At 70.4% G+C, this 17,914-nt stretch carries 20 protein-coding genes; 8 read left to right on the plus strand and 12 right to left on the minus strand.

The features are described 5' to 3' along the window. The first annotated feature begins 495 nt into the window (after window positions 1-495). Window positions 496-789 (plus strand): hypothetical protein, encoded by a 294-nt coding sequence (locus tag P2T62_RS04110; RefSeq protein WP_276260219.1) that lies wholly within the window; start codon window positions 496-498, stop codon window positions 787-789. A gap of 23 nt (window positions 790-812) precedes the next feature. Here P2T62_RS04110 and P2T62_RS04115 read toward each other — a convergent pair whose 3' ends face one another. Beyond that, on the minus strand, window positions 813-1,043 hold the full coding sequence (locus tag P2T62_RS04115; protein ID WP_276260220.1) for a hypothetical protein: 231 nt from the start codon (window positions 1,041-1,043) through the stop codon (window positions 813-815). 302 nt (window positions 1,044-1,345) lie between these two features. On the opposite strand from P2T62_RS04115, the gene P2T62_RS04120 reads away from it, so the two are divergent. Further along, window positions 1,346-1,651: a hypothetical protein gene (locus P2T62_RS04120; RefSeq protein WP_276260221.1), complete on the plus strand. Its 306-nt coding sequence runs from the start codon at window positions 1,346-1,348 to the stop codon at window positions 1,649-1,651. 279 nt (window positions 1,652-1,930) lie between these two features. On the opposite strand, the gene P2T62_RS04125 is transcribed toward P2T62_RS04120, so the two are convergent. Further along, on the minus strand, window positions 1,931-2,995 hold the full coding sequence (locus P2T62_RS04125; protein WP_276260222.1) for a nucleoside recognition protein: 1,065 nt from the start codon (window positions 2,993-2,995) through the stop codon (window positions 1,931-1,933). A gap of 231 nt (window positions 2,996-3,226) precedes the next feature. On the opposite strand from P2T62_RS04125, the gene P2T62_RS04130 reads away from it, so the two are divergent. Both P2T62_RS04130 and P2T62_RS04135 read left to right on the plus strand, forming a co-directional pair. Next, window positions 3,227-3,607, plus strand: coding sequence for a hypothetical protein (locus tag P2T62_RS04130; RefSeq protein WP_276260223.1), 381 nt, complete (start codon window positions 3,227-3,229; stop codon window positions 3,605-3,607). A 53-nt stretch (window positions 3,608-3,660) separates the two neighbouring features. Continuing rightward, entirely contained in the window at window positions 3,661-4,599 is a 939-nt protein-coding gene (locus P2T62_RS04135) for an EamA family transporter (protein WP_276260224.1), read from the plus strand. Window positions 4,600-4,677: 78 nt separating this feature from the next. Here P2T62_RS04135 and P2T62_RS04140 read toward each other — a convergent pair whose 3' ends face one another. The 7 genes from P2T62_RS04140 to P2T62_RS23410 all read right to left on the minus strand — a co-directional run bounded on the left by P2T62_RS04140 (window position 4,678) and on the right by P2T62_RS23410 (window position 9,981). Continuing rightward, window positions 4,678-5,631 (minus strand): AAA family ATPase, encoded by a 954-nt coding sequence (locus P2T62_RS04140; protein WP_276260225.1) that lies wholly within the window; start codon window positions 5,629-5,631, stop codon window positions 4,678-4,680. Between the two features lie 88 nt (window positions 5,632-5,719). Beyond that, window positions 5,720-6,772 (minus strand): DNA primase large subunit PriL, encoded by a 1,053-nt coding sequence (locus tag P2T62_RS04145; protein ID WP_276260226.1) that lies wholly within the window; start codon window positions 6,770-6,772, stop codon window positions 5,720-5,722. A gap of 46 nt (window positions 6,773-6,818) precedes the next feature. Then, the gene (locus tag P2T62_RS04150) at window positions 6,819-7,574 is read right to left on the minus strand and encodes a hypothetical protein (RefSeq protein WP_276260227.1); all 756 of its coding nucleotides are present in this window, start codon (window positions 7,572-7,574) and stop codon (window positions 6,819-6,821) included. 42 nt (window positions 7,575-7,616) lie between these two features. After that, the gene (gene pspAB, locus P2T62_RS04155; protein WP_276260228.1) at window positions 7,617-8,243 is read right to left on the minus strand and encodes a PspA-associated protein PspAB; all 627 of its coding nucleotides are present in this window, start codon (window positions 8,241-8,243) and stop codon (window positions 7,617-7,619) included. A 66-nt stretch (window positions 8,244-8,309) separates the two neighbouring features. Next, complete coding sequence (gene htpX / locus P2T62_RS04160; protein WP_276260229.1) at window positions 8,310-9,176, minus strand: zinc metalloprotease HtpX; 867 nt, start codon at window positions 9,174-9,176, stop codon at window positions 8,310-8,312. An 85-nt stretch (window positions 9,177-9,261) separates the two neighbouring features. Beyond that, window positions 9,262-9,702: a hypothetical protein gene (locus tag P2T62_RS04165; RefSeq protein ID WP_276260230.1), complete on the minus strand. Its 441-nt coding sequence runs from the start codon at window positions 9,700-9,702 to the stop codon at window positions 9,262-9,264. 48 nt (window positions 9,703-9,750) lie between these two features. Further along, a complete protein-coding gene (locus tag P2T62_RS23410) occupies window positions 9,751-9,981 on the minus strand; it encodes a hypothetical protein (protein ID WP_420028430.1) in 231 nt (76 codons plus the stop codon). On the opposite strand from P2T62_RS23410, the gene P2T62_RS04170 reads away from it, so the two are divergent. Beyond that, on the plus strand, window positions 9,869-10,468 hold the full coding sequence (locus tag P2T62_RS04170; RefSeq protein ID WP_420028431.1) for a rubrerythrin family protein: 600 nt from the start codon (window positions 9,869-9,871) through the stop codon (window positions 10,466-10,468). The two genes, P2T62_RS23410 and P2T62_RS04170, sit on opposite strands and share 113 nt — an antisense overlap. A 14-nt stretch (window positions 10,469-10,482) precedes the next feature. On the opposite strand, the gene P2T62_RS04175 is transcribed toward P2T62_RS04170, so the two are convergent. Both P2T62_RS04175 and P2T62_RS04180 read right to left on the minus strand, forming a co-directional pair. Then, a complete protein-coding gene (locus P2T62_RS04175; RefSeq protein ID WP_276260232.1) occupies window positions 10,483-11,229 on the minus strand; it encodes a GIDE domain-containing protein in 747 nt (248 codons plus the stop codon). A gap of 53 nt (window positions 11,230-11,282) precedes the next feature. Further along, window positions 11,283-11,900 carry a VOC family protein gene (locus P2T62_RS04180; RefSeq protein WP_276260233.1) on the minus strand — a complete coding sequence of 206 codons (618 nt, stop codon included), beginning with the start codon at window positions 11,898-11,900 and terminating at the stop codon, window positions 11,283-11,285. A 310-nt stretch (window positions 11,901-12,210) separates the two neighbouring features. Between P2T62_RS04180 and P2T62_RS04185 the strand changes: the two genes are divergently transcribed. Genes P2T62_RS04185 through P2T62_RS04195 form a run of 3 tightly spaced genes read left to right on the plus strand, consistent with a single transcriptional unit; the run spans window position 12,211 to window position 17,229 of the window. Further along, a complete protein-coding gene (locus tag P2T62_RS04185) occupies window positions 12,211-14,370 on the plus strand; it encodes a hydantoinase/oxoprolinase family protein (protein ID WP_276260234.1) in 2,160 nt (719 codons plus the stop codon). 58 nt (window positions 14,371-14,428) lie between these two features. Beyond that, on the plus strand, window positions 14,429-16,693 hold the full coding sequence (locus P2T62_RS04190) for a hydantoinase B/oxoprolinase family protein (RefSeq protein ID WP_276260235.1): 2,265 nt from the start codon (window positions 14,429-14,431) through the stop codon (window positions 16,691-16,693). Continuing rightward, a complete protein-coding gene (locus P2T62_RS04195; protein WP_276260236.1) occupies window positions 16,693-17,229 on the plus strand; it encodes an acetone carboxylase subunit gamma in 537 nt (178 codons plus the stop codon). The genes P2T62_RS04190 and P2T62_RS04195 overlap by 1 nt, the downstream gene beginning before the upstream one ends. Window positions 17,230-17,235: 6 nt before the next feature. Here the strand turns inward: P2T62_RS04195 and P2T62_RS04200 are convergent, their stop codons facing one another. Next, complete coding sequence (locus P2T62_RS04200) at window positions 17,236-17,892, minus strand: histidine phosphatase family protein (RefSeq protein WP_276260237.1); 657 nt, start codon at window positions 17,890-17,892, stop codon at window positions 17,236-17,238. Window positions 17,893-17,914: the final 22 nt, after the last annotated feature.

Genomic DNA, 17,914 nt, shown 5'->3' on the forward strand with positions numbered 1-17,914 from the left:
GTAGCGATTCGTTCGGTGAGGATGGCAGAGGCGACAGCGAGGGCAACGGATTATTGAAAGCGCCCGCGGGCTCGGGGACCCGCGACTCGCTGTCGTTCGAAAGGCGGCGGAGCCGCCTTTCGTGATGACGAGAGACGCCAGAGGCGTCTCTCGAACCACGGTCCTCGGTCGCTACGCTCCCTGTGGTCCTTGCTTCGTCGGGGCACCGCCGTCAGAGCAAGCTCTGACGCGGTCTCGTTCGCTTCGCTCACGAGACCGCCGAGCCCACGGCCCCTTTCAGTCCCACCCGATTCGGTTTCTCAGGGTCGTTTCACACCGTACTGGCTTGGTGCGTCGCTCCGTGGACCGGGCCATCCCTTCCAACGGTCTCGACGTCCGAGCCAGGTGATACAGCGGTTCGGTACACATCCCGAACCGGCTCGTGACGCGGTCCATCGGAGCGAGGCAGCGCAGGAACTATGCGCCCGGCCGCGAAGCTCGACACGGGGTGATGACATGGGGGTCAGACATCTAGTGGGGCTGTGTCTCGCGACCGCCGGGCTGGCGGTCGTCGTCTCGGCCTCTGCCAACTCGCCGATGGCCGGCTGCCCGCCGGCAACGATGGACCCGGCGGCGATCACGCTCACCGGGTCGATGGCCGTCGACTACTGCGCCGGGCCGTCGCCCGTCGAGAACGCCTTCGAGTGGTACCTGCTGCTGAACGGGACCGGCGTGGTGGCGTTCCTGGGTGGGCTCGGCCTCGTCTCGTTCGAGCGGCTCGCCGAACTCCAGCGGGTGCTGGGGGGCTGAGCGAACCGGGGAAGACGAACGGGTCAGTTCTCCTCGAGCTGGGCGGCGTTGCGCTCGTCACAGCAGTTGCGGAGTCGTCGGGTGCAGAAGGGGTCGAACGTCCGCGGTGCGCGTGCGGTCGCGAAGGCGTCGTCGGTCTCGGCCGCCGTCCAGGTGTCGGGCTCGGTCGCGGTACGCTGGCCGGGGCGGGGCTGGCTGGTCGTCGGCTCGGTCGGTGTCGCGTCGCGTGTCGTGGGTGAGGGTTCGGTGCTCATCTGGGATGTCGGGTGTGGGTCGCGTGGTCGTCGCCGGTACGGTCGAGTGGAGAAGGGTTCAGCGTACCCGTACGCGTACGACGTGGAGCATCTACCATCCCCGAATGCACGAACCATAATGAAAGTTCCTGTTACTGTCCCCGGGCGAGGGCATCCCGGCACGGACCATCCGCCCGGGACCGGGATGGCTCGGCGCGAACACGGGGAACGTTATCATCCAATCGGTAGATTAGTCCTCGAACGATGTCTTTATCCGCCAAAACAGCGAAATATTTATGTAATTACTGGGTGTCATACCGAGTATGGCGACATTCAGCGTCGAAGGCGAGTCCCTGGACGAGATTGGCACCGCACTGAAGGACGAGGGCGTCATCGGCCCGACCGACCCCCGGTTCGAGGAGATGACCGATGACTTCGCGAAGCTCATCGAGGCCGTCGAGGACGCCACCCAGCGCACCAACGGCCGTGGCAACCAGCAGTCGAAGATCGCCGAGTACGCCGGCCTCCACAACCGCTACTCCAGCGAGCAGGTCGGCGATATGCTCGACGTGCTCTCGTACTTCGGCCACGTCGAGAAGGTCGACCGCCGGTACCGCAGCCCCCAGTAGGAGCTTCCTCCTCCCCGTTCAGTGTTCCCGGCAGCGCCGGCTGGGCCGGGACAACCGCCGGCAACTGCCTCGGCGTGCATAAACTAAATGAGTGTTCAGCCCCAAGGACGTGGTGCGAGCGGATTCCCACCACCCACCACCACCACCACGAATCGGCTCGCAATGCTGGTCTGTCAGCTGTCCTGACTTCGCGGGGGCATCCCACCATGCCCCCGCACCGATACCGACCACGGAGCGACGGCTCCCGGCGACGCAGCGCGGTGACGGTCCTCTCGGTTCTCACAGCGGGAGCGGCGCGTACAGCACGACGGCGACCGCCATCGCTATCCAGACCACCTTCAGCGCCGTGTTCACGGCGACCACCTTCGAGCCGAACTCCGCGCCCCAGATGCCGTACTGGAACGGGATGGAGCGCTTGAACGTGGAGACTGCGAAGGAGACGATGCCCCCGATGAGCATCGTCGCGACCGCCGCCCGGACGCCGAAGGTCCCGTCCCGGACGAGCGGGGCCAGCACCAGCGCGCCGTTGGTCGTGTCCAGCGCGAAGACCGCGATGACCGGGACGGCCGCGCCGGGCAGGCCAGTGGTCCCGGAGAGCGGTCCGGCCAGCGCCGTCAGGTTCGACGGGTCGTAGAACCGCGTCAGGAGGACGACGAGGGCGTAGACCACCGCCAGCCTGGGCAGGATGTCGCGGACCTTCCCGGCGCCGGAGCGCGCCGCGCCGACCAGTTTGCCCCGCGTCGAGTCGGGAACGTCGTCCATGCGGCCGTCGACGGCCCCGTCCGACGGCCCCCGCCCGGTGGACTCGCCGCCGTCGGCCTCGACCGGGTCGCCCGACGCGTCGGCGCCCTCGTCGGCCGTCGCCGGCCGCTCCGGCGGGTCGAGGAGGAGCCGACCCGCCAGGACGCCCGTGCACGTGATGGCGAGCGCGACCAGCGCCCTGCTCGCGACGTACGCGAGGCCGACCCGGAGGCCCAGGATGGGTATCAGGACGGGAGCGTAGAACGTGGGGATGTGCTGGACGAAGCCGAAGAACGTGTTGATGGTGACGGCGACGAGCGTCGCGCGGTCGTCCATGCGGCCCTCGTCGCGGTACTCGGCGAGCATCCCGTAGCCCGCCGTCGTGGAGGCGGCGGTGGTGACGATGGCGGTCCCGGCCTCGTCGGGGAGGTTGGCGGGGCCGGTGAGTCGACGCGAGAGCCCCGTCACCCGCTGGAGCAGGCCGGCCGAGACCAGCAGGTCCGCCAGCGCGACGCCGACGCCGATGAACAGCGCGATCTTCGCGACCCGTGGCAGGACCGTGGCGAGGACCTCACCGGCGAGGGCGACGGGTTCGGCGACCATCATCCGACCGGAGGGGCGCGAGGGACAAGTCGGTGACTCATCGTGCCCGTGGCCGGGTCGCGGCTCCCACCGTCCGCCCCGCGCCCTCGGCCCCGATACACCCCGCCCCTCGACCACCCACTCGGCGTTCCGGAATCAGGCCATCGGCGGGGTGAACCGCCCGGTGTCAGCCGCCCGTCCGACGGAGGTGGTGCCATGCTTGAAGATGGTGGGGTTGGTAGGGAGTAGCACATGGTCGGACGCCAGTTGCTCGCTGCCGGCGGGGGGGTACGCCGGGGTATCGTGTGGGCGCTCCCGTCGTGGCGCACCGTTCTGGGACTGACGTGGCGGCTGTTCGCACTCGGCCTGTTGCTCGCCGGCTTCGGGCTGCAGAGCATCGCCGGACTCGCCGCTACGGGGTCCGCCGCTGCGGGCTCGCTGTATCCCGGGTACGCCGCCATCGGCTTCGCCTGCCTCCTGCTCTCCGTCGCCCTCCCGACCGTCTACCTCGGGGTCGCGGTCGCCACGGCCACGGGGTCGCTGCTGGGGCGGCGTGCCGTCGCGATGGGGCGGGCGGTGGCCGCAGTCGGCCGCCAGCGGGCCGGCCCGCGGCGCCGGGGACGACCCCGGTAGACGAGCGGACCTGAACCGGTGGGGCTACCCGTCGCCCCCGAGGACCGGGTGACGTGTTCGGGATTGCGTCGTTCGTGGTTCCATCGTCGGCCATCCCCTCGCACGCGATGCTCCCACCCGGCGTCGCGCTGGCGGTCGCGGCGGCGCTCGCGTTCGGCGGCTACCTCGTCGCCTACAAGCGGGCGTTCGCGGACCTCCCCGCGACCGTCTACGTCGCCGCCAACGAGGCCGCCGCCCTGGGCTGGTACGCCGTCATCGCCGCGGTCACGTGGCCGACCGGCGAGCCGCTGGTTCCGCCGGGCACCGGGCTCCGGGACGGCCTGCTCGTCGCCGGCGTGGGCCTCGCGGCGGGGGCCGCCACGCTGGTCTCCATCCGGGCGTTCAAGCTCGGCGAGGTCTCCTACGTCGCCCCGCTGAACAAGCTCGTTCCGGTGTTCGTCCTGCCGCTGGAGCTCCTGGTGCTGGCCGAGCGGCTCGGTCCGCTCCAGGTGGTGGGCGTCCTGGTCGCGACCGCGGCCATCTACGTCGCCAACTACGAGGGTGGCGGCGCGCTCGCGCCCTTCCGGCGCGCGGCCGGGTACACGCCCGCCAGGCTCGCACTCGGGGGCGCGGTCCTGTTCGCGGTCGCGGACGTGGGCACTCGCGCGGCGCTCTCGACGACGGCGCTCGTCCCGCAGGCGGTCGCCCTCGCCACGCTCGTCGGCGTCACGCTCGTCTCGCTCCCGTTCGCAGCCTCCAGGCTCCCGGAGAGCGGCCTCCGCGAGTCGCTGCCCGGCCTCGTGGCGCTCGCGGCCGTGTTCGCCGTCGCCATCCACCTGGCCGTGCTGGCGTTCGACGCCGCGCCCGCCAGCGTCGTCTCCCCGGTCGTCAACACGCAGGCCGTCGTCGCGGTGGTGCTGGGCGGCCTGCTGCTCGGCGAGCGCGGTCTCGGCCGGCGGCTGCTGGCCGCGCTGCTCGCCGTCGCTGGCGTGGCGCTCATCGCCGCCGGGTAGTGGGACGGCTCGGGCAGAACGGTTGCCACGGTCCGCTTCAGGTCGACGCTGGCGACGGCCGCGATACGGCGGCCGCACTCACCGCTGCACCGTCGGTACCGGCACCTCGTCCAGCACCTCGTCGACGATGGTCGCGCGTGATACCTCGTTCACCCGCGCGTCGGCGGTGAGGACCAGCCGGTGGCCCATCGTCGGCTGGGCGACCTCGCGGACGTCGTCGGGGGTGGTGTAGTCACGGCCCTGGACGACGGCGTGGGCGCGCGCGAGTTCGAACAGCCGCTGGGTCCCGCGCGGCGAGACGCCGACGTCGACCTGCGGGTGCTGTCGGCTCGCCTGTGCGAGCCGTGTCATGTACGTCCGGAGGTCGGGGTCGACGGTGACGCGCTCGGGCACCGCCTGCAGTTCGCGCACGTCGTCCGGGGTGAGGACCTGCCACGCGGTCGGCGTGTCGGCGTCGCGCTCGGCCCGGCGGTCCAGGATCTCTACCTCGCGGTCCGGGTCCGGGTAGCCGATGCTCGATTTGAGGTGGAAGCGGTCGATCTGTGCCTCGGGGAGCGGGAAAGTCCCCTCCTGCTCGATGGGATTCATCGTCGCGATGACGACGAACGGGTCCGGCAGGGCGTGCGTCTCGCCGTCGACCGTGACCTGGCTCTCCTCCATCGCCTCCAGCAGCGCGGCCTGGGTCTTCGGCGGCGCGCGGTTGATCTCGTCGGCCAGCACCACGTTGCCGAAGACGGGGCCGGGGTTGAACTCGAACTCCCGGTCGCGCTCGTTGAAGACGTACGACCCGGTCACGTCCGCCGGGAGGAGGTCCGGCGTGAACTGCACCCGCGAGAACTCCAGCCCCAGCGCCGTGGCGAGCGCCCGCCCGGTCAGGGTCTTGCCCGTCCCCGGCACGTCCTCCAGCAGCACGTGTCCGCCGGCGACGACCCCCGTCACGACCGTCTCGACGAACGACCGGCGGGTGACCACCACGTCCGAGACCGACTCCACCACCTCGGTCGCGCGCTGGCTCGCGTCCGCGAAGTCCATATGCCATGCCCCTCGGAGTGCCGGGGTTTATGCGTGCCGCTGAACGGATGGTCGCCACCCGACCGCCCGAGCGGGTGGGACGGCGGCCTCAGTCCGCGGCGGCCTCGTCGTCACCGCCTCCCTCCCCGGCCTCGTCGGCCGTCCGCCGCGAGTAGTACGACAGCGGGTGCGCGATCTCCGCACAGAGGTCGTCCTGGTCGACGCAGTCACCGTAGGCCTGCATCGTCGCACAGGAGGGGGGCGCGAAGGCGACGCCGCGGTCGTCGCGCAGGCGCTGGAGCTGGTAGCGCACCCGTTCGGGGTCGTCGAGGCCCGCGATGGCGGCGATGTCGTGGGCGTCGAGGGTCTCGAACGCCGCCAGGAAGCCCACCAGCGCGAACCGGGAGTTGTCGGGCAGGTCCTCGCCGTCGCGGGCGCGGTCGATGAGCGCGTCCACGCAGGGCGGGAGTGCCTCCACCGCGAAGTCGGCGAACGAGCGCGGTGGATCGGCGTCCGCGACGGCCGTGCGGAGCCGCCCGACCTCCTCGCTCAGCGCCTCCTCGATAGGGTCGGGGACGGAAAGCGGGAGGCCGTCGGCGACCCGCTCGCGGACGGCCTCGCGCAGGAGCGTCTCCAGTTCGTCGCTGGAGACGGGCACGGTGCCGTCGCGCAGCGTCCGACGGACGAGCCGCCACCCCTCGCCGTCGAGGCCGCTGGAGAGGCGGAGGTAGGCCGCCACGGCCACGTCGAACCGGCCGTCGCCCGTCGGCCGCACGTCGCCCGAGAGGTCGAAATCCGCGAGCAGCTGCTGGAGCGAGAGGGTCTCGCCGCCGCTCTGGAGCGAGCGCTCCTCCTGGAAGTCGGCGGTGAAGCGGCGCTGGGCGAGCGCGGCCTCGGCGCGGGCGTACTTCTCGGTCGCGCCGGGCGCGTCGATGAGCGAGACGAGCACGCGCGCGACCGGGTACGAGAGCAGTTCCGCGCGCGCACCGAGGCGCTCCTCGCTCTCGGCGGTCCCCTCCAGCAGCGCGCGCCGCACCCGCTCGACGCCGCGCTCGACCGCCGGGCCGCCCTCCTGCACGAGGGCGACGAGGTCCACGTCCGCAGCCTCGACAGCCTCGCGAGCGGCGTTCAGGAACGGGTAGCGCGCGTGGAGCCGTTGCACGGACGCCCGGTGTGGAGCCGTCCTATTGAACGCGGCGGTCCGGGGGTCACGACCCGGTCGGGGTCCCCGTGGCCGCGTCGACCCGGTACGCGATGCCCCGGGCGTCCGGCGACACCTCGCTTGTGACCGTCACGTCCCCGGGTGGCTGGTCGACGAGCGCGACCGTCCCCGTCCGCTCGCCCGTGACCGGAACGCACAGTTCGAACGGCTCGCCGCCGTCGGCGACGCTCCACGGAACGACGACCGCCCGCCAGACCCCCTCACGGTCGCCCTCGTTGGCGACGGTCACCTCGATGGCCGAACCGTCGCCCCGGGCGGTGACGGTCACGTCCCGGAGTCGGAACCGGGGCCGGTTCGCGAGGGCCGCTGCCGTCCCGAGCGGGATCGGAATCCGCTCACCACGGACCGCGACCGACGCCCGCTCGACCGGCTGGACCGGCACGCGCGCGACGAACCGCTCGTCACCCCCGACGGGACGGACCAGCCGCCGGACCCGATCGTCGGGGACGGGTCGTCCGTCCACGTAGATCGTCGGCGACAGCGTTCGCGCCTCCCCTCGCGCGAGCTGGACCACGAGGTACTGACTTCCGGGCTCCCGGAGCAGCCCCGGAGTTCCGGTATCGAAGGTGAACACGGCCTCCTGTACCCTGGCACTCCGGAGCGCGAGCCGTGGCCTGGTGGCGTCGGCTGCTCCGGGCGTGGCGCCGGTCGGTGAGTCCGTGTCACTCTCTCCGTGGACGCTGCAACCGGCGAGTCCCGCCAGTCCGCCCGCGAGACACGCGAGCGCGTGGCGACGGCGCATACTGTCGTCCCCGCGACCCGCCGGCAACTGTCTGGTGCCGGCTCACTCCCACGGATGTCGTCCCGACTGGGGCCACAGCGGGTACCAGTACTCCTTCTCGGCTTCCACCTCGAGTTCCCCGTCCAGCACCGTCTCCAGTTTCCGCTCGACCCGCCCCAGCCGCTCCTTCTTGCCGTCGGGGTCCGGGACGAACGGGTAGTACGCGCCCCGGCGGAAGGAGTAGAGCCAGTAGGCGGTGTGGTCGCTGTCGCCGAGGCTGTCCAGCGGTTCGAACGCGAAGACGGCGGCCAGGAGTCGCGAGCCGAAGCCCCGCTCGGAGAGTTCGTCCGCGGCGAAGTGGATGCTCGTCACGAGGTCTTCGGGGTCGTCGTCGTGGAGGACGACCCACTCGTACCCCTTCCCGTCGGTGCGCACGTCGAACGCCGTGCCGGTCTCCTCCTCGCCCGCGGCGAGGATGTCCTCGATGGCCCGGACGGCGGCGGTGAAGTCCGTCGAGTCGACGCCGGAGAAACAGAGCGCCGCGTCGCCCGTCGAGCGGTAGTCGAGGTCGGCCTCCATCGTCACGTACGCGGTGGACATCCCGAACAGGTCGTCCGGGTTCGCGCGGCGGGTGGCGTCGGCCTCGGCGCGCATCCCCAGTGCCTCGCGGAGCGTATCGAGGAGTCCCATCTTGCTCACCCGATAGCCGCGCCTGGCGCTTCAACCGTCCGGTGCGGGCCGGTCGGCAGCGCCGACCTACGTCTCCATCTCCCGTTCCAGCTCCCGGAGCGCCTCGACACGCTTCTCGGTCGATGGGTGCGTGCTGAACAGCCGCCCGACCACGCCCGAGCGGATGGGGATGATGAAGAACGCGTTCATCTCCGACTGGTCGCGGAGGTCCTCTTTGGGCACCTGGTCCATCGAGCCGTCGATGGTCAGCAGCGCCGAGGCGAGCGCTGCGGGCTTGCCGGTGATGGCCGCGCCGCCGCGGTCGGCGGCGAACTCGCGGTAGCGCGAGAGCGCCCGGATGAGGAGGAAGGAAACGATCCAGACGATCAGCGACGCGAAGATGGCGACGAAGACGCCGCCGTTGCGGTTCCGGCCGCCGCCGAACCACCAGCCGAAGCGGACCACGAGGAACGCGATGGTCGAGAGGAACGAGGCGATGGTCATCACCATCACGTCGCGGTTCTTGATGTGCGCGAGTTCGTGGGCCATCACGCCCTCCAGTTCCTCCTCGTCGAGGCGGCGCATGAGGCCGGTCGTGACGGCGACGGCGCTGGATTTCTGCGAGCGTCCCGTCGCGAAGGCGTTGGGCACTCGAGAGTCGGCCACCGCGACCTTCGGCTTCGGGAGGTCGGCCTGCTGTGAGAGCCGGGTCACCATCGCGTGCAGTTCGGGGTACTCCTCCTCGCTCACCTCCTTCGCGCCCATCGAGTACAGCGCCAGTTTGTCGCTGAAGAAGAACTGCCCGAGCGAGAACAGTGCCATGAACCCGACGATGGCGAACAGGCCGACGTCGAGGGCCGCGAGAACGCCGATGAAGACGATGTAGAGGGCGAACAGCAGGAACATCGTCAGGAACATGCGCCCCCGCAGTCCCCAGTCGGTCTTCCAGTCCATACCTTCGGGTACGTCGCGCGTGACTATAACCCTCTTCGTCGGGCGGCCGGCCGCGAGGCGGCGGTGGAGGACCCCACCGCGGGGCTCAGTCCCGCAGGAGCCGACCGAACAGGTACGGCGCGACCAGCAGCGTCAGCGGCACGGCGATCCACACCTGCCCGGCGAGCAGGTCGTACTGGTCCAGCGTGACGCTGACGGGCGTCCCCTCGGCGTAGCCGACGAGGAACTCGAAGCCAACCGTCATGAGGGTCCAGCCGACGCCGACGACGGCCAGCTCGGCCGGCGTGTAGTCGGTCCGGCTCCGGGTGAAGTACAGCGCCGAGACGGCGAGGATGGCGCCGACGAGCAGCCCGGTGCTGAGGAGGTGGCCGGGATACTCGCCGATGCGGGGGATGAGGACGAGTTCGCGGAAGATGCCGTTGGCGACGGCGAGGCCCGCCATGACGCCCCAGAGCCCGAAGGGCATGCGGAGCGCGGGAAGCCGGATGGAGCGCTCGGTCGGGGTGGTTGCTGCGGTGGTGGTCATCACGGCTAGATCGACGCGCCGGACGGCGATATATCGGGTAGCAGATTCTCAGAAACGGGGATTCGGGCCACCCTGCTGCCGACCTGGAACCTGGGCACCGACTGCGACGACCGACCAGCATAAACGGCCGGCCGTCGAACGGCCGCCCATGACACCGGAGGACTTCGTGCCGGCCGTTCGCGAGGCGAACAAGACCGAGCTCTCCCGGCTGGGCTCCTCGAAGGCGCTGTACGCGCTTACGGCGGGCGAGATGGAGCCCGACGCCGTGCTGACGGCGATGGCCGACGACCACGCCGCCGCCGCCGAGACGTACGAGGGCTGGGCGGCGGCCGACGACGCGGCCGACCTCTTCGGGGCGGCGGCCGAGGCCGAGCAGGACGCCTACGATACGGTCGCGGGCGAACTCGACGCCCACGAACCGGGCGAGGCGCCGGACCTGTACGCCGCGATGGGGAGCGCCGAGACGGGCATCGAGCGGCTGGGCGCGTTCGTCGGCCGGACCCTCGTCGCGAAGGCGCACCGCTCGCAGGCGACCGGCTTCTTCACGGGCCAGGCCGACCCGGGGACCGCGAGCACGTTCCGGGGCCTCGGGAGCGACCTCGAGGACCACCTCGCCGACGCCGTGGACGCGCTGGACGCCCTCGCCGACGATGACGACGACTGGGAGCTGGCCGAGGCCGCCGCGAACGAGGTCATCGGTGCGGCCTACGAAGACTACTTCTCGACGCTGGAGGGGATGGGCGTCAACCCGAAGCCCGTCTGCTGACCGGCTCGCCCGAATCAGGGGAGCCAGCCGAGCAGGAACGCCAGCACGACCAGCATGAACAGCCCCGAGAGCCCCGAGTAGAGCGCGCGCCGCACCGCGCGCCGGGCGGCGGCGCCGGGCGTGGCGTCCTCGACGACGATACCGCCACCTGTGATGCGGACGCCGAGTCGACTGGCGGCCAGCGAGTCGTCGGTCGTCACGCGCCCGCGGACGGTCACCGTCTCCCCCTCGTCCAGCCGTGACTCGTAGTACCGGCGGGCGCGGGCCTCGCCGCCCAGCGAGCCGAGCCCGGCGAGCACGTCCGCGCGGTCGACCGGGTCGCCCTCGGGGTCGGCCACCCACTCCTCCGCGAGCCGGAACTCCGCTCCCTCGGGGTCGACGCGGACGCTACCGGTCTCGTCCTCGACGACGAACGGTACGGAGTCGCGACCCCGGCCCACCTCGCTGGTGCGCGTCTCGATGGAGCCGTCGAACCCCCGAACCGTGCGGAGGTCCGTCACCCGCCAGCCGTACGCGAGACAGTCCCGGCGCGTGATGGGCGCCGTCACGAGGTCGTCGGCCCGGCGGGCGATGCCGGTGACCGAGATCGTCCCCGAGGCCTCGGAGAGGTCACCGACGGGCGTCGGCCGGCGCGAGCGGTAGCGGACGGCCAGCCAGACCTCGCGGAGCGCGAGGCCGACGAGAACGAGACCGATGCCCCCGAAGATGGCAGCGACCGGGAGCGGGACGGCCTGGAGCGGGAGCGGCGCGAGCGGTGCCATCCTCTGGGCCTGCCACCCGGGACGGTATCAACGCACCGGCGCTCCGGGGTGACTCACTCCACGCCGCCGACGCCGCTCTCGGCCTCCGGCAGGTCGTACTGTTTCACGTCGAGCCCCAGTTCCTCGATGGCCGCCGCGAGATGCTCGTCCTTCGCGTAGTCGGCGCCGTCCGCGACGCGGAGCCGCTGTGCCGTCGCCAGCACCTCGCCGCGGCGGTCGTCGGGGATGTCGTACTTGTCCGCCGACAGCTCGATGACGAGCCCGTTGTTGTCGGTGGTGTACAGCGAGTGGAAGATGCCGCGGTCGAACACGTTGTACCGCTTGCCGGCGTCGTCGAGCGCGGCCATGACCTCCTCGTAGCGGGCCGGGTCCAGCGAGAAGCAGAGGTGGTGGACCCCGCCGGTCCCCGTCCGCTGCCCGCCCTGGTTCGACGCTCGGTCGCCGACGAAGACGGTGAGGATGCGGCCGTCGCCGGTGTCGAAGAACAGGTGTGTCTGCGAGGGGTCGTCGAGGTTCGGCTGCCGGAGGACCAGCGGCATGCCGAGCAGGTCCCGGTAGAACGCCAGGGTGTCCGCCTCGTTCGAACCCCAGATGGTGATGTGGTCGGTGCCGGTCGTGTGGAACGGGGCGTCCGGCAGCTCGGCCGTGACCTCCGGGTCGCTGTCGCTCATGCACGACCGGTGGCGCGGGCGCCGGATAAGCGCTCGCGGCCACTCGTGTCACCCGGTGGCGTCCGCGACGACATCTCCGTTCTCCACCTAGCTTTCAGGATTAGTCCAGAAATTATCTGATTATTCTTGAATTTATAGATTTAATGGAGTGGTACTGAAGGAACGATCGAATCGATGGACGGGGCGTGGATGTCGCGAGGTCCCACGTGGTACGTAAACGTGAGCCGTGTCACCGAGGGCCTAGTTATATATTGCCACCCCCGCACCGGGGACCCACCGTGCCACACCAACGCACACGGCGGAGGGACGGATGAGTACCGACTCCGGGGACGAGCACGACCCGCGTCTCCTGGCGATGGACACCGGTGGGACGATGACGGACACCTTCGTCGTCGACGACGAGGCCAACTACACCGTCGGGAAGGCCCAGACGACACCCGACGACGAGTCCGTCTGCACGCGGAACTCCTTCGGCGACGCGCTCGGCAACTGGGGTGTCGACCCCGGCGCCGGGGCGAGCGCGCTGGAGGGCATCGTCTACTCCGGCACCGCGATGCTGAACCGCCTGCTCGAACGCGAGGGCGAGGGCAACATCGGCCTCGTGACGAACGGCGGGATGGAGGACCAGCTCCGGTTCGGCCGGGGCATCCAGTCGTGGGCCGACCGCTCCTACGCGGGCCGGCTCCACGCCCGCGAGCACGAGCACCCCGACCCGCTCGTGCCCCGCGAGAACATCCGGGGGGTCCGGGGCCGGATGAACATGTCCGGCATCCCGACCATCCCGCTGTACGAGGACGAGGCCCGCGAGGCCATCCACGACCTGCTCGACCGCGGCGTCCGCGTCATCTGTGTCTGTCTCGTCTACGCCTACCTCAACGACGCCCACGAGCAGCAGGTCAAGGACATCGCCGAGGAGGTGATGGCCGAGCGCGGCGAGGCGGTGCCGGTCTGGCTCTCCAGCGAACAGAAACCCGTCCGCGGCGAGGTGCCGCGGATGAACTCGCTGGTCATCGAGGCCTACGCCGCCGAACCGTCGCGCGAGCAGCTCTACAACGTCCGCGACGGGTTCCAGGACCTCGGTGCGGAGGCACCGACCCGGGTTCTCACCTCCTCGGGTGGCACCATCGCACCCGACCACGACTGGCTCGTCGACACGATGCTGTCGGGCCCCATCGGCGGCATCTTCGGCGGCGAGTTCATGGCCGACCACCTCGACATCGACAACCTCGTCTGCTCGGACGTGGGCGGCACGAGCTTCGACGTCGGCCTCATCACCGAGGGTCACTACCCCACCCGCTGGGACCAGAGCCTCGCGCAGTTCATGGTGAACATCCCGATGACGGCGATGGACACCATCGGGAGCGGCACCGGCTCGTACGTCCGGGTCGACCGGACCTCGGACCGCATCGAGGTCGGCCCGGACTCGGCCGGGTACCTCGTCGGCGTCTCCAACCAGGATGCCGACGTGACCACGCCGACGGTGACGGACTGTACGCTCCTGCTGGGCTACCTGAACCCGGACTCGTTCCTCGGCGGCGACATCCCGCTGTCGCTGGACGCCGCCGAGGCGGCGCTGGAGGAGCAGGTCGCCGGGCCGCTGGACGAGGACGTCCACGAGACGGCCCGCGGCGTGCTCGACATCGTCGAGCGCGACATGTCCAACGAGCTGCGGGGCCTCATCCTCGGGCTGGGCTACTCGCCCGAGAACTACACCCTCATCTCCTACGGCGGCGGCGGGCCGCTCCACGCCGCGGGGTACACGCGCAACCTGGACTTCCAGGACGTCATCATCCCGCAGTGGGCCGCGGCGTTCTCGGCGTTCGGCTGTGCCTGTGCGGACGCCGCCTACCGGTACGACCAGCAGATAGACGCCATCCTGCAGCCGGACTTCTCGAACGACGCGATGGTCGCCGCCGAGATACAGCAGACGCTGGACGCGCTGGAGGAGGAGGCCGTCACGGCGTTCGAGCGCGACGGCGTCGACGCCGAGGACGTGGCGTTCCAGCCCGCGCTCCGCATCCAGTACCTCGGGATGCTCGACGACCTGGAGGTCGCCATCGGCGACGAACAGCTGGCGGGCGGCTTCGGCGGCGAGGACCTCCGGGCCGTCATCGAGGACTACGAGGCGAAGTTCGACCAGGTGTTCCAGCGCGCGGCGAAGTCGCCGGAGAACGGCTACCAGATCACGATGGCCATCGGCGTCGGCGTCGGCCCCTCGGCCAAACCCGACGTGCCCGAGGAGCCGCTGCAGGGCGAGACGCCCGACGAGGGCGCCCACAAGGGCCAACGGGACATCTACTGGGACGGCGACTGGCACACCGCGGACCTCTGGCAGATGCGCCAGCTGGCCCCCGGCAACGTCGTCCGGGGCGGCGCCGTCGTCGAGGCACCGGCCACGACCATCCTCGTCCCGCCCGGCTTCGAGGCCGAACTGGACGAGAACCGCATCTACCACCTCACAGAGACATGACCACGAGCGACCACCACGTACCGACACGGACCCGGGGGATACCCCCACGGAGGCGACGATGAGCATCGAGAACGAGCGCGTCGCGGGCGAGAAACGACGCGTCAGGGAGGACGGCGACGAGATCGGCTGGGACGGCAGGTCCCTGCAGGAGATGCTCCGCGAGACAGAGGCGCTGACCGAGGAGACTGGCCGTTACCGCGGGCTCGAGCGCCTGGAGATGAAAGAGGAGTCCCGCTTCGAGTACGAGCGGCTCTACTCCCGGCTCCGGGGCGCACTCGTCAGCGCCCGCGAGACCGCCCTGCACGTCTCGGCGTCACCCATCGTCCGCGAGATCGGGGAGCTGTGCTTCCAGATCTACACGCCCGAGGGTGATTCCATCGCCGTCTCCACGGGCATCATCGTCCACGTCCACACCGGCTCGCTCGCCATCAAGTGGATGATCGAGCAGGACTACGAGCACGACCGCGGCATCGAGCCCGGCGACATCTTCTGCAACAACGACAACGACCTCGGCAACGTCCACACCACGGACGTCCACACCATCGTCCCCATCTTCCACGACGGCGAGCTGGTGGCGTGGGCCGACGGCGTCACCCACGAGATCGACATCGGCGGGATGTCGGCGGGCCACACCAGTCCGGTCCACACCCGCCGGTTCGAGGACGGCATCTACGCCACCTGCGAGAAGGTCGGCAAGGACGACGAGCGCTTCCAGGACTGGAAGGTGCGGGGCGAGCGCTCCACCCGAACCCCGCAGTACTGGGACCTCGACGAGAAGTGCCGCATCGCGGGCTGTCACATGATCCGCGAGGCTGTCCACGACATCATCGACGACGTGGGGGCCGAGACGTTCAAGCAGTTCACCCGCGAGGCCGTCGAGGAGGGGCGCCAGACGATGGAGTCCCGCGTGCAGGAGCGCCTGTTCCCCGGGACCTACCAGAGCACGTCGTTCGCGGCGATGCCGTTCGAGGAGGAGGGCTGGAAGCCCGAACAGCAGCGCGACCACCTCATCCACCTGCCCGTCGAGATGGAGGTGGAGACGGACGGGACCATGTCCGTCGACATGGAGGGCGCCAGCCCGCAGGGCGACCACTCGTTCAACGCGGCCGAGGGGTCGATGACCGGCGGGCTGTGGGTGTCGATGACCCAGTGCCTGCTCCACGACGGGAAGGTCAACGACGGGAGCCACATCGCCCTCGATACCAACTTCCCCGAGGGCTCGATCACGAACCCGGACGACCCGCAGCTGTCGTTCCACGCGCCGTGGGGGACCATCATGCCGACGTTCCAGTCGGTCTGGCAGAACGTCTCGCAGGGCTTCTTCTCGCGGGGCTTCCGCGAGGAGGTCGTCACCGGCTACTCCGAGACCTCGGACACCCTGCAGGGCGGCGGGACGCTGATGGAGTCGATGGCCCAGCTCATCCCGGACGAGGTGGGCGACTACTACCCCATCGGCCCGTTCGACCTCTCCTGCCAGGGGCTCGGCGCCTCGGCGGTCCGGGACGGTCTCGACTGGGGGTACGCGATGTGGAATCCAGAGTCCGACATGGGCGACATCGAGGAGTGGGAGCTCACCCAGTGGGGCACGCAGTACCTCTCCCGGCAGGTCAAGACCGATTCGGCCGGCCACGGCAAGTACCGCGGCGGCTCCGGCTGGGAGGGCGTCATGACGTTCATGGGCAACGACGAGGCGTCGCTGCTGAAGACGGCCCAGCCGGACGTGACGTTCTCCGTCGCCGGCATGAGCGGCGGCTATCCGGGGTCGACGAAGTACGCCGTCCGCGCACACGATACGGACCTGCAGGCGCGGGCGCGGCAGGAGGAGCCGTACCCGGTCGGCGATACGCCGCCCGGGACCTTCGAGGAGGACATCGACGGCGACATCGTCCGCACGGAGCGGGGCACCTACTTCCCCAAGCAGTTCGACAACTACGACCTCGTCCACTTCCAGATGGGTGGCGGTCCCGGCTGGGGTGACCCGCTGGACCGCCCCGTCGAGAAGGTCGTCGAGGACGTCGAGGACCAGATCTTCTCGCCCGGGACCGTCGAGGACGTCTACGGCGTCGTCGGCGAGTTCGACGAGGACACGCTCGACTTCGAGATCGACGAGGACGCGACCGACGAGGCACGCGAGCGCATCCGCGAGCGTCGTGACGCCGAATCGATGACCTACGACGAGTTCTTCGACCAGGAGCGACAGCGCGTGGCCGAGGCCGACGTGAGCGATCAGGTCGCCACGATGTACGAGGAGGTGTTCGACATCTCGGAGGCGTTCGCCGAGGAGTTCGAAGCGTTCTGGGGTACCAAAGGAGGGCTCGGATAATGACGGAACACGGCAGCCAGGAGGAGACGGACCGCCAGCAGATCGCGAAGCTCATCGAGGGTGAACTCCCCTGGGATGAACTCCGCAACGACGTGCTCCCGGATCCGAAGGACGGGCAGCGCTTCGAGACTACTCGGGAGATCATCCAGTCGAAGGTCGGCTGGGACGACCCCGTTCTCGTCCCGCTGAACGACAAGCTGTACGCCGTCGGCACCGACGACGGCCGACGGGTGCGGTGTGAGTGCGGCCACGACTTCTGCGACCTCGACGAGCACTGGAAGGAGCACGCCCGCGTCCGGGTCCGCGAGGACGTCGAGGAGATGGAGGAGATCTACCCGCAGCACCAGACCCCGCACCCGGAGTGGACGTTCCAGCTCCGCGAGTGGTTCTGTCCCGGCTGCTTCGCGCAGGTCGACGTCGACGCGGTGCCCGCGACCTACCCGGTCAAGCGGGCGTTCGACCCCGATATCGACGCCTTCTACGAGGAGTGGCTCGGGAAACCCGCGCCCGACCGGCGCGACGGGGCGGCGGACTGAGCCGCCTCATCCGGCCCACTCGGTCACGTTCTCGTCGACCACCGCGACGGCCTCGGCCGTGTCCGCGACCGATGCCTCGGGCGGGTGCTCCAGCACGGTGATGCCACAGTTGGCCATCGAGTGCTCGAGGAAGGCCTCGCGCACGTCGAGGGCCTTGACGTGGCCCAGCAGGAGGTGGATGGGGCCACCGTGCGTGACGACCAGCACCGTCTCGTCGCCGTCGGCCGCGTCGAGCAGGTCGGCCCACCCCGTCAGCACGCGCTCGCGCAGGGCCAGCAGCGACTCGCCGCCCTCGGGTGTCTCCGAGGCGGCCCGCACCGCGGCCTCGCCCAGCCCGAACTCCGGGAACCGCTCGTATATGTCGGCGTAGGTGAGTCCCTGGTAGACCCCGAGGTCGCGCTCGCGCCAGGCCCGCGTGTACTCGACGCGCTCGCCGGCCGGGTCGAGGCCGAGCGGGTCACAGAGGCGCGCGGCGGTCTCTCGCGTCCGCAGGAGGTCCGAACAGACCGCCCGGTCGACGTCGTACTCCCCGGCGAGGTACTCGCCCGCGGCGACGGCCTGCTCGCGGCCCCGCTCGTTCAGCGGCACCGGCGCCCAGCCCTGCATCCGACCCTCGCTGTTCCAGTCGGTCTGTCCGTGCCGGACGACGACGGCCGTGGTCATACCATGCCCTGGGGCGGGTTCC

The organism is Haloglomus litoreum (genome assembly GCF_029338515.1).
Lineage (GTDB): Archaea > Halobacteriota > Halobacteria > Halobacteriales > Haloarculaceae > Haloglomus > Haloglomus litoreum.

Excerpts from the sequence above, each read along its gene's own strand:
- P2T62_RS04110 (WP_276260219.1), top strand. The coding sequence starts at position 496 with ATGGGGGTCAGACATCTAGTGGGGCTGTGTCTCGCGACCGCCGGGCTG.
- P2T62_RS04115 (WP_276260220.1), bottom strand. The coding sequence starts at position 1,043 with ATGAGCACCGAACCCTCACCCACGACACGCGACGCGACACCGACCGAG.
- P2T62_RS04120 (WP_276260221.1), top strand. The coding sequence starts at position 1,346 with ATGGCGACATTCAGCGTCGAAGGCGAGTCCCTGGACGAGATTGGCACC.
- P2T62_RS04125 (WP_276260222.1), bottom strand. The coding sequence starts at position 2,995 with ATGGTCGCCGAACCCGTCGCCCTCGCCGGTGAGGTCCTCGCCACGGTC.
- P2T62_RS04130 (WP_276260223.1), top strand. The coding sequence starts at position 3,227 with ATGGTCGGACGCCAGTTGCTCGCTGCCGGCGGGGGGGTACGCCGGGGT.
- P2T62_RS04140 (WP_276260225.1), bottom strand. The coding sequence starts at position 5,631 with ATGGACTTCGCGGACGCGAGCCAGCGCGCGACCGAGGTGGTGGAGTCG.
- P2T62_RS04150 (WP_276260227.1), bottom strand. The coding sequence starts at position 7,574 with ATGCGCCGTCGCCACGCGCTCGCGTGTCTCGCGGGCGGACTGGCGGGA.
- pspAB (WP_276260228.1), bottom strand. The coding sequence starts at position 8,243 with ATGGGACTCCTCGATACGCTCCGCGAGGCACTGGGGATGCGCGCCGAG.
- htpX (WP_276260229.1), bottom strand. The coding sequence starts at position 9,176 with ATGGACTGGAAGACCGACTGGGGACTGCGGGGGCGCATGTTCCTGACG.
- P2T62_RS04165 (WP_276260230.1), bottom strand. The coding sequence starts at position 9,702 with ATGACCACCACCGCAGCAACCACCCCGACCGAGCGCTCCATCCGGCTT.
- P2T62_RS04175 (WP_276260232.1), bottom strand. The coding sequence starts at position 11,229 with ATGGCACCGCTCGCGCCGCTCCCGCTCCAGGCCGTCCCGCTCCCGGTC.
- P2T62_RS04180 (WP_276260233.1), bottom strand. The coding sequence starts at position 11,900 with ATGAGCGACAGCGACCCGGAGGTCACGGCCGAGCTGCCGGACGCCCCG.
- P2T62_RS04185 (WP_276260234.1), top strand. The coding sequence starts at position 12,211 with ATGAGTACCGACTCCGGGGACGAGCACGACCCGCGTCTCCTGGCGATG.
- P2T62_RS04190 (WP_276260235.1), top strand. The coding sequence starts at position 14,429 with ATGAGCATCGAGAACGAGCGCGTCGCGGGCGAGAAACGACGCGTCAGG.
- P2T62_RS04195 (WP_276260236.1), top strand. The coding sequence starts at position 16,693 with ATGACGGAACACGGCAGCCAGGAGGAGACGGACCGCCAGCAGATCGCG.
- P2T62_RS04200 (WP_276260237.1), bottom strand. The coding sequence starts at position 17,892 with ATGACCACGGCCGTCGTCGTCCGGCACGGACAGACCGACTGGAACAGC.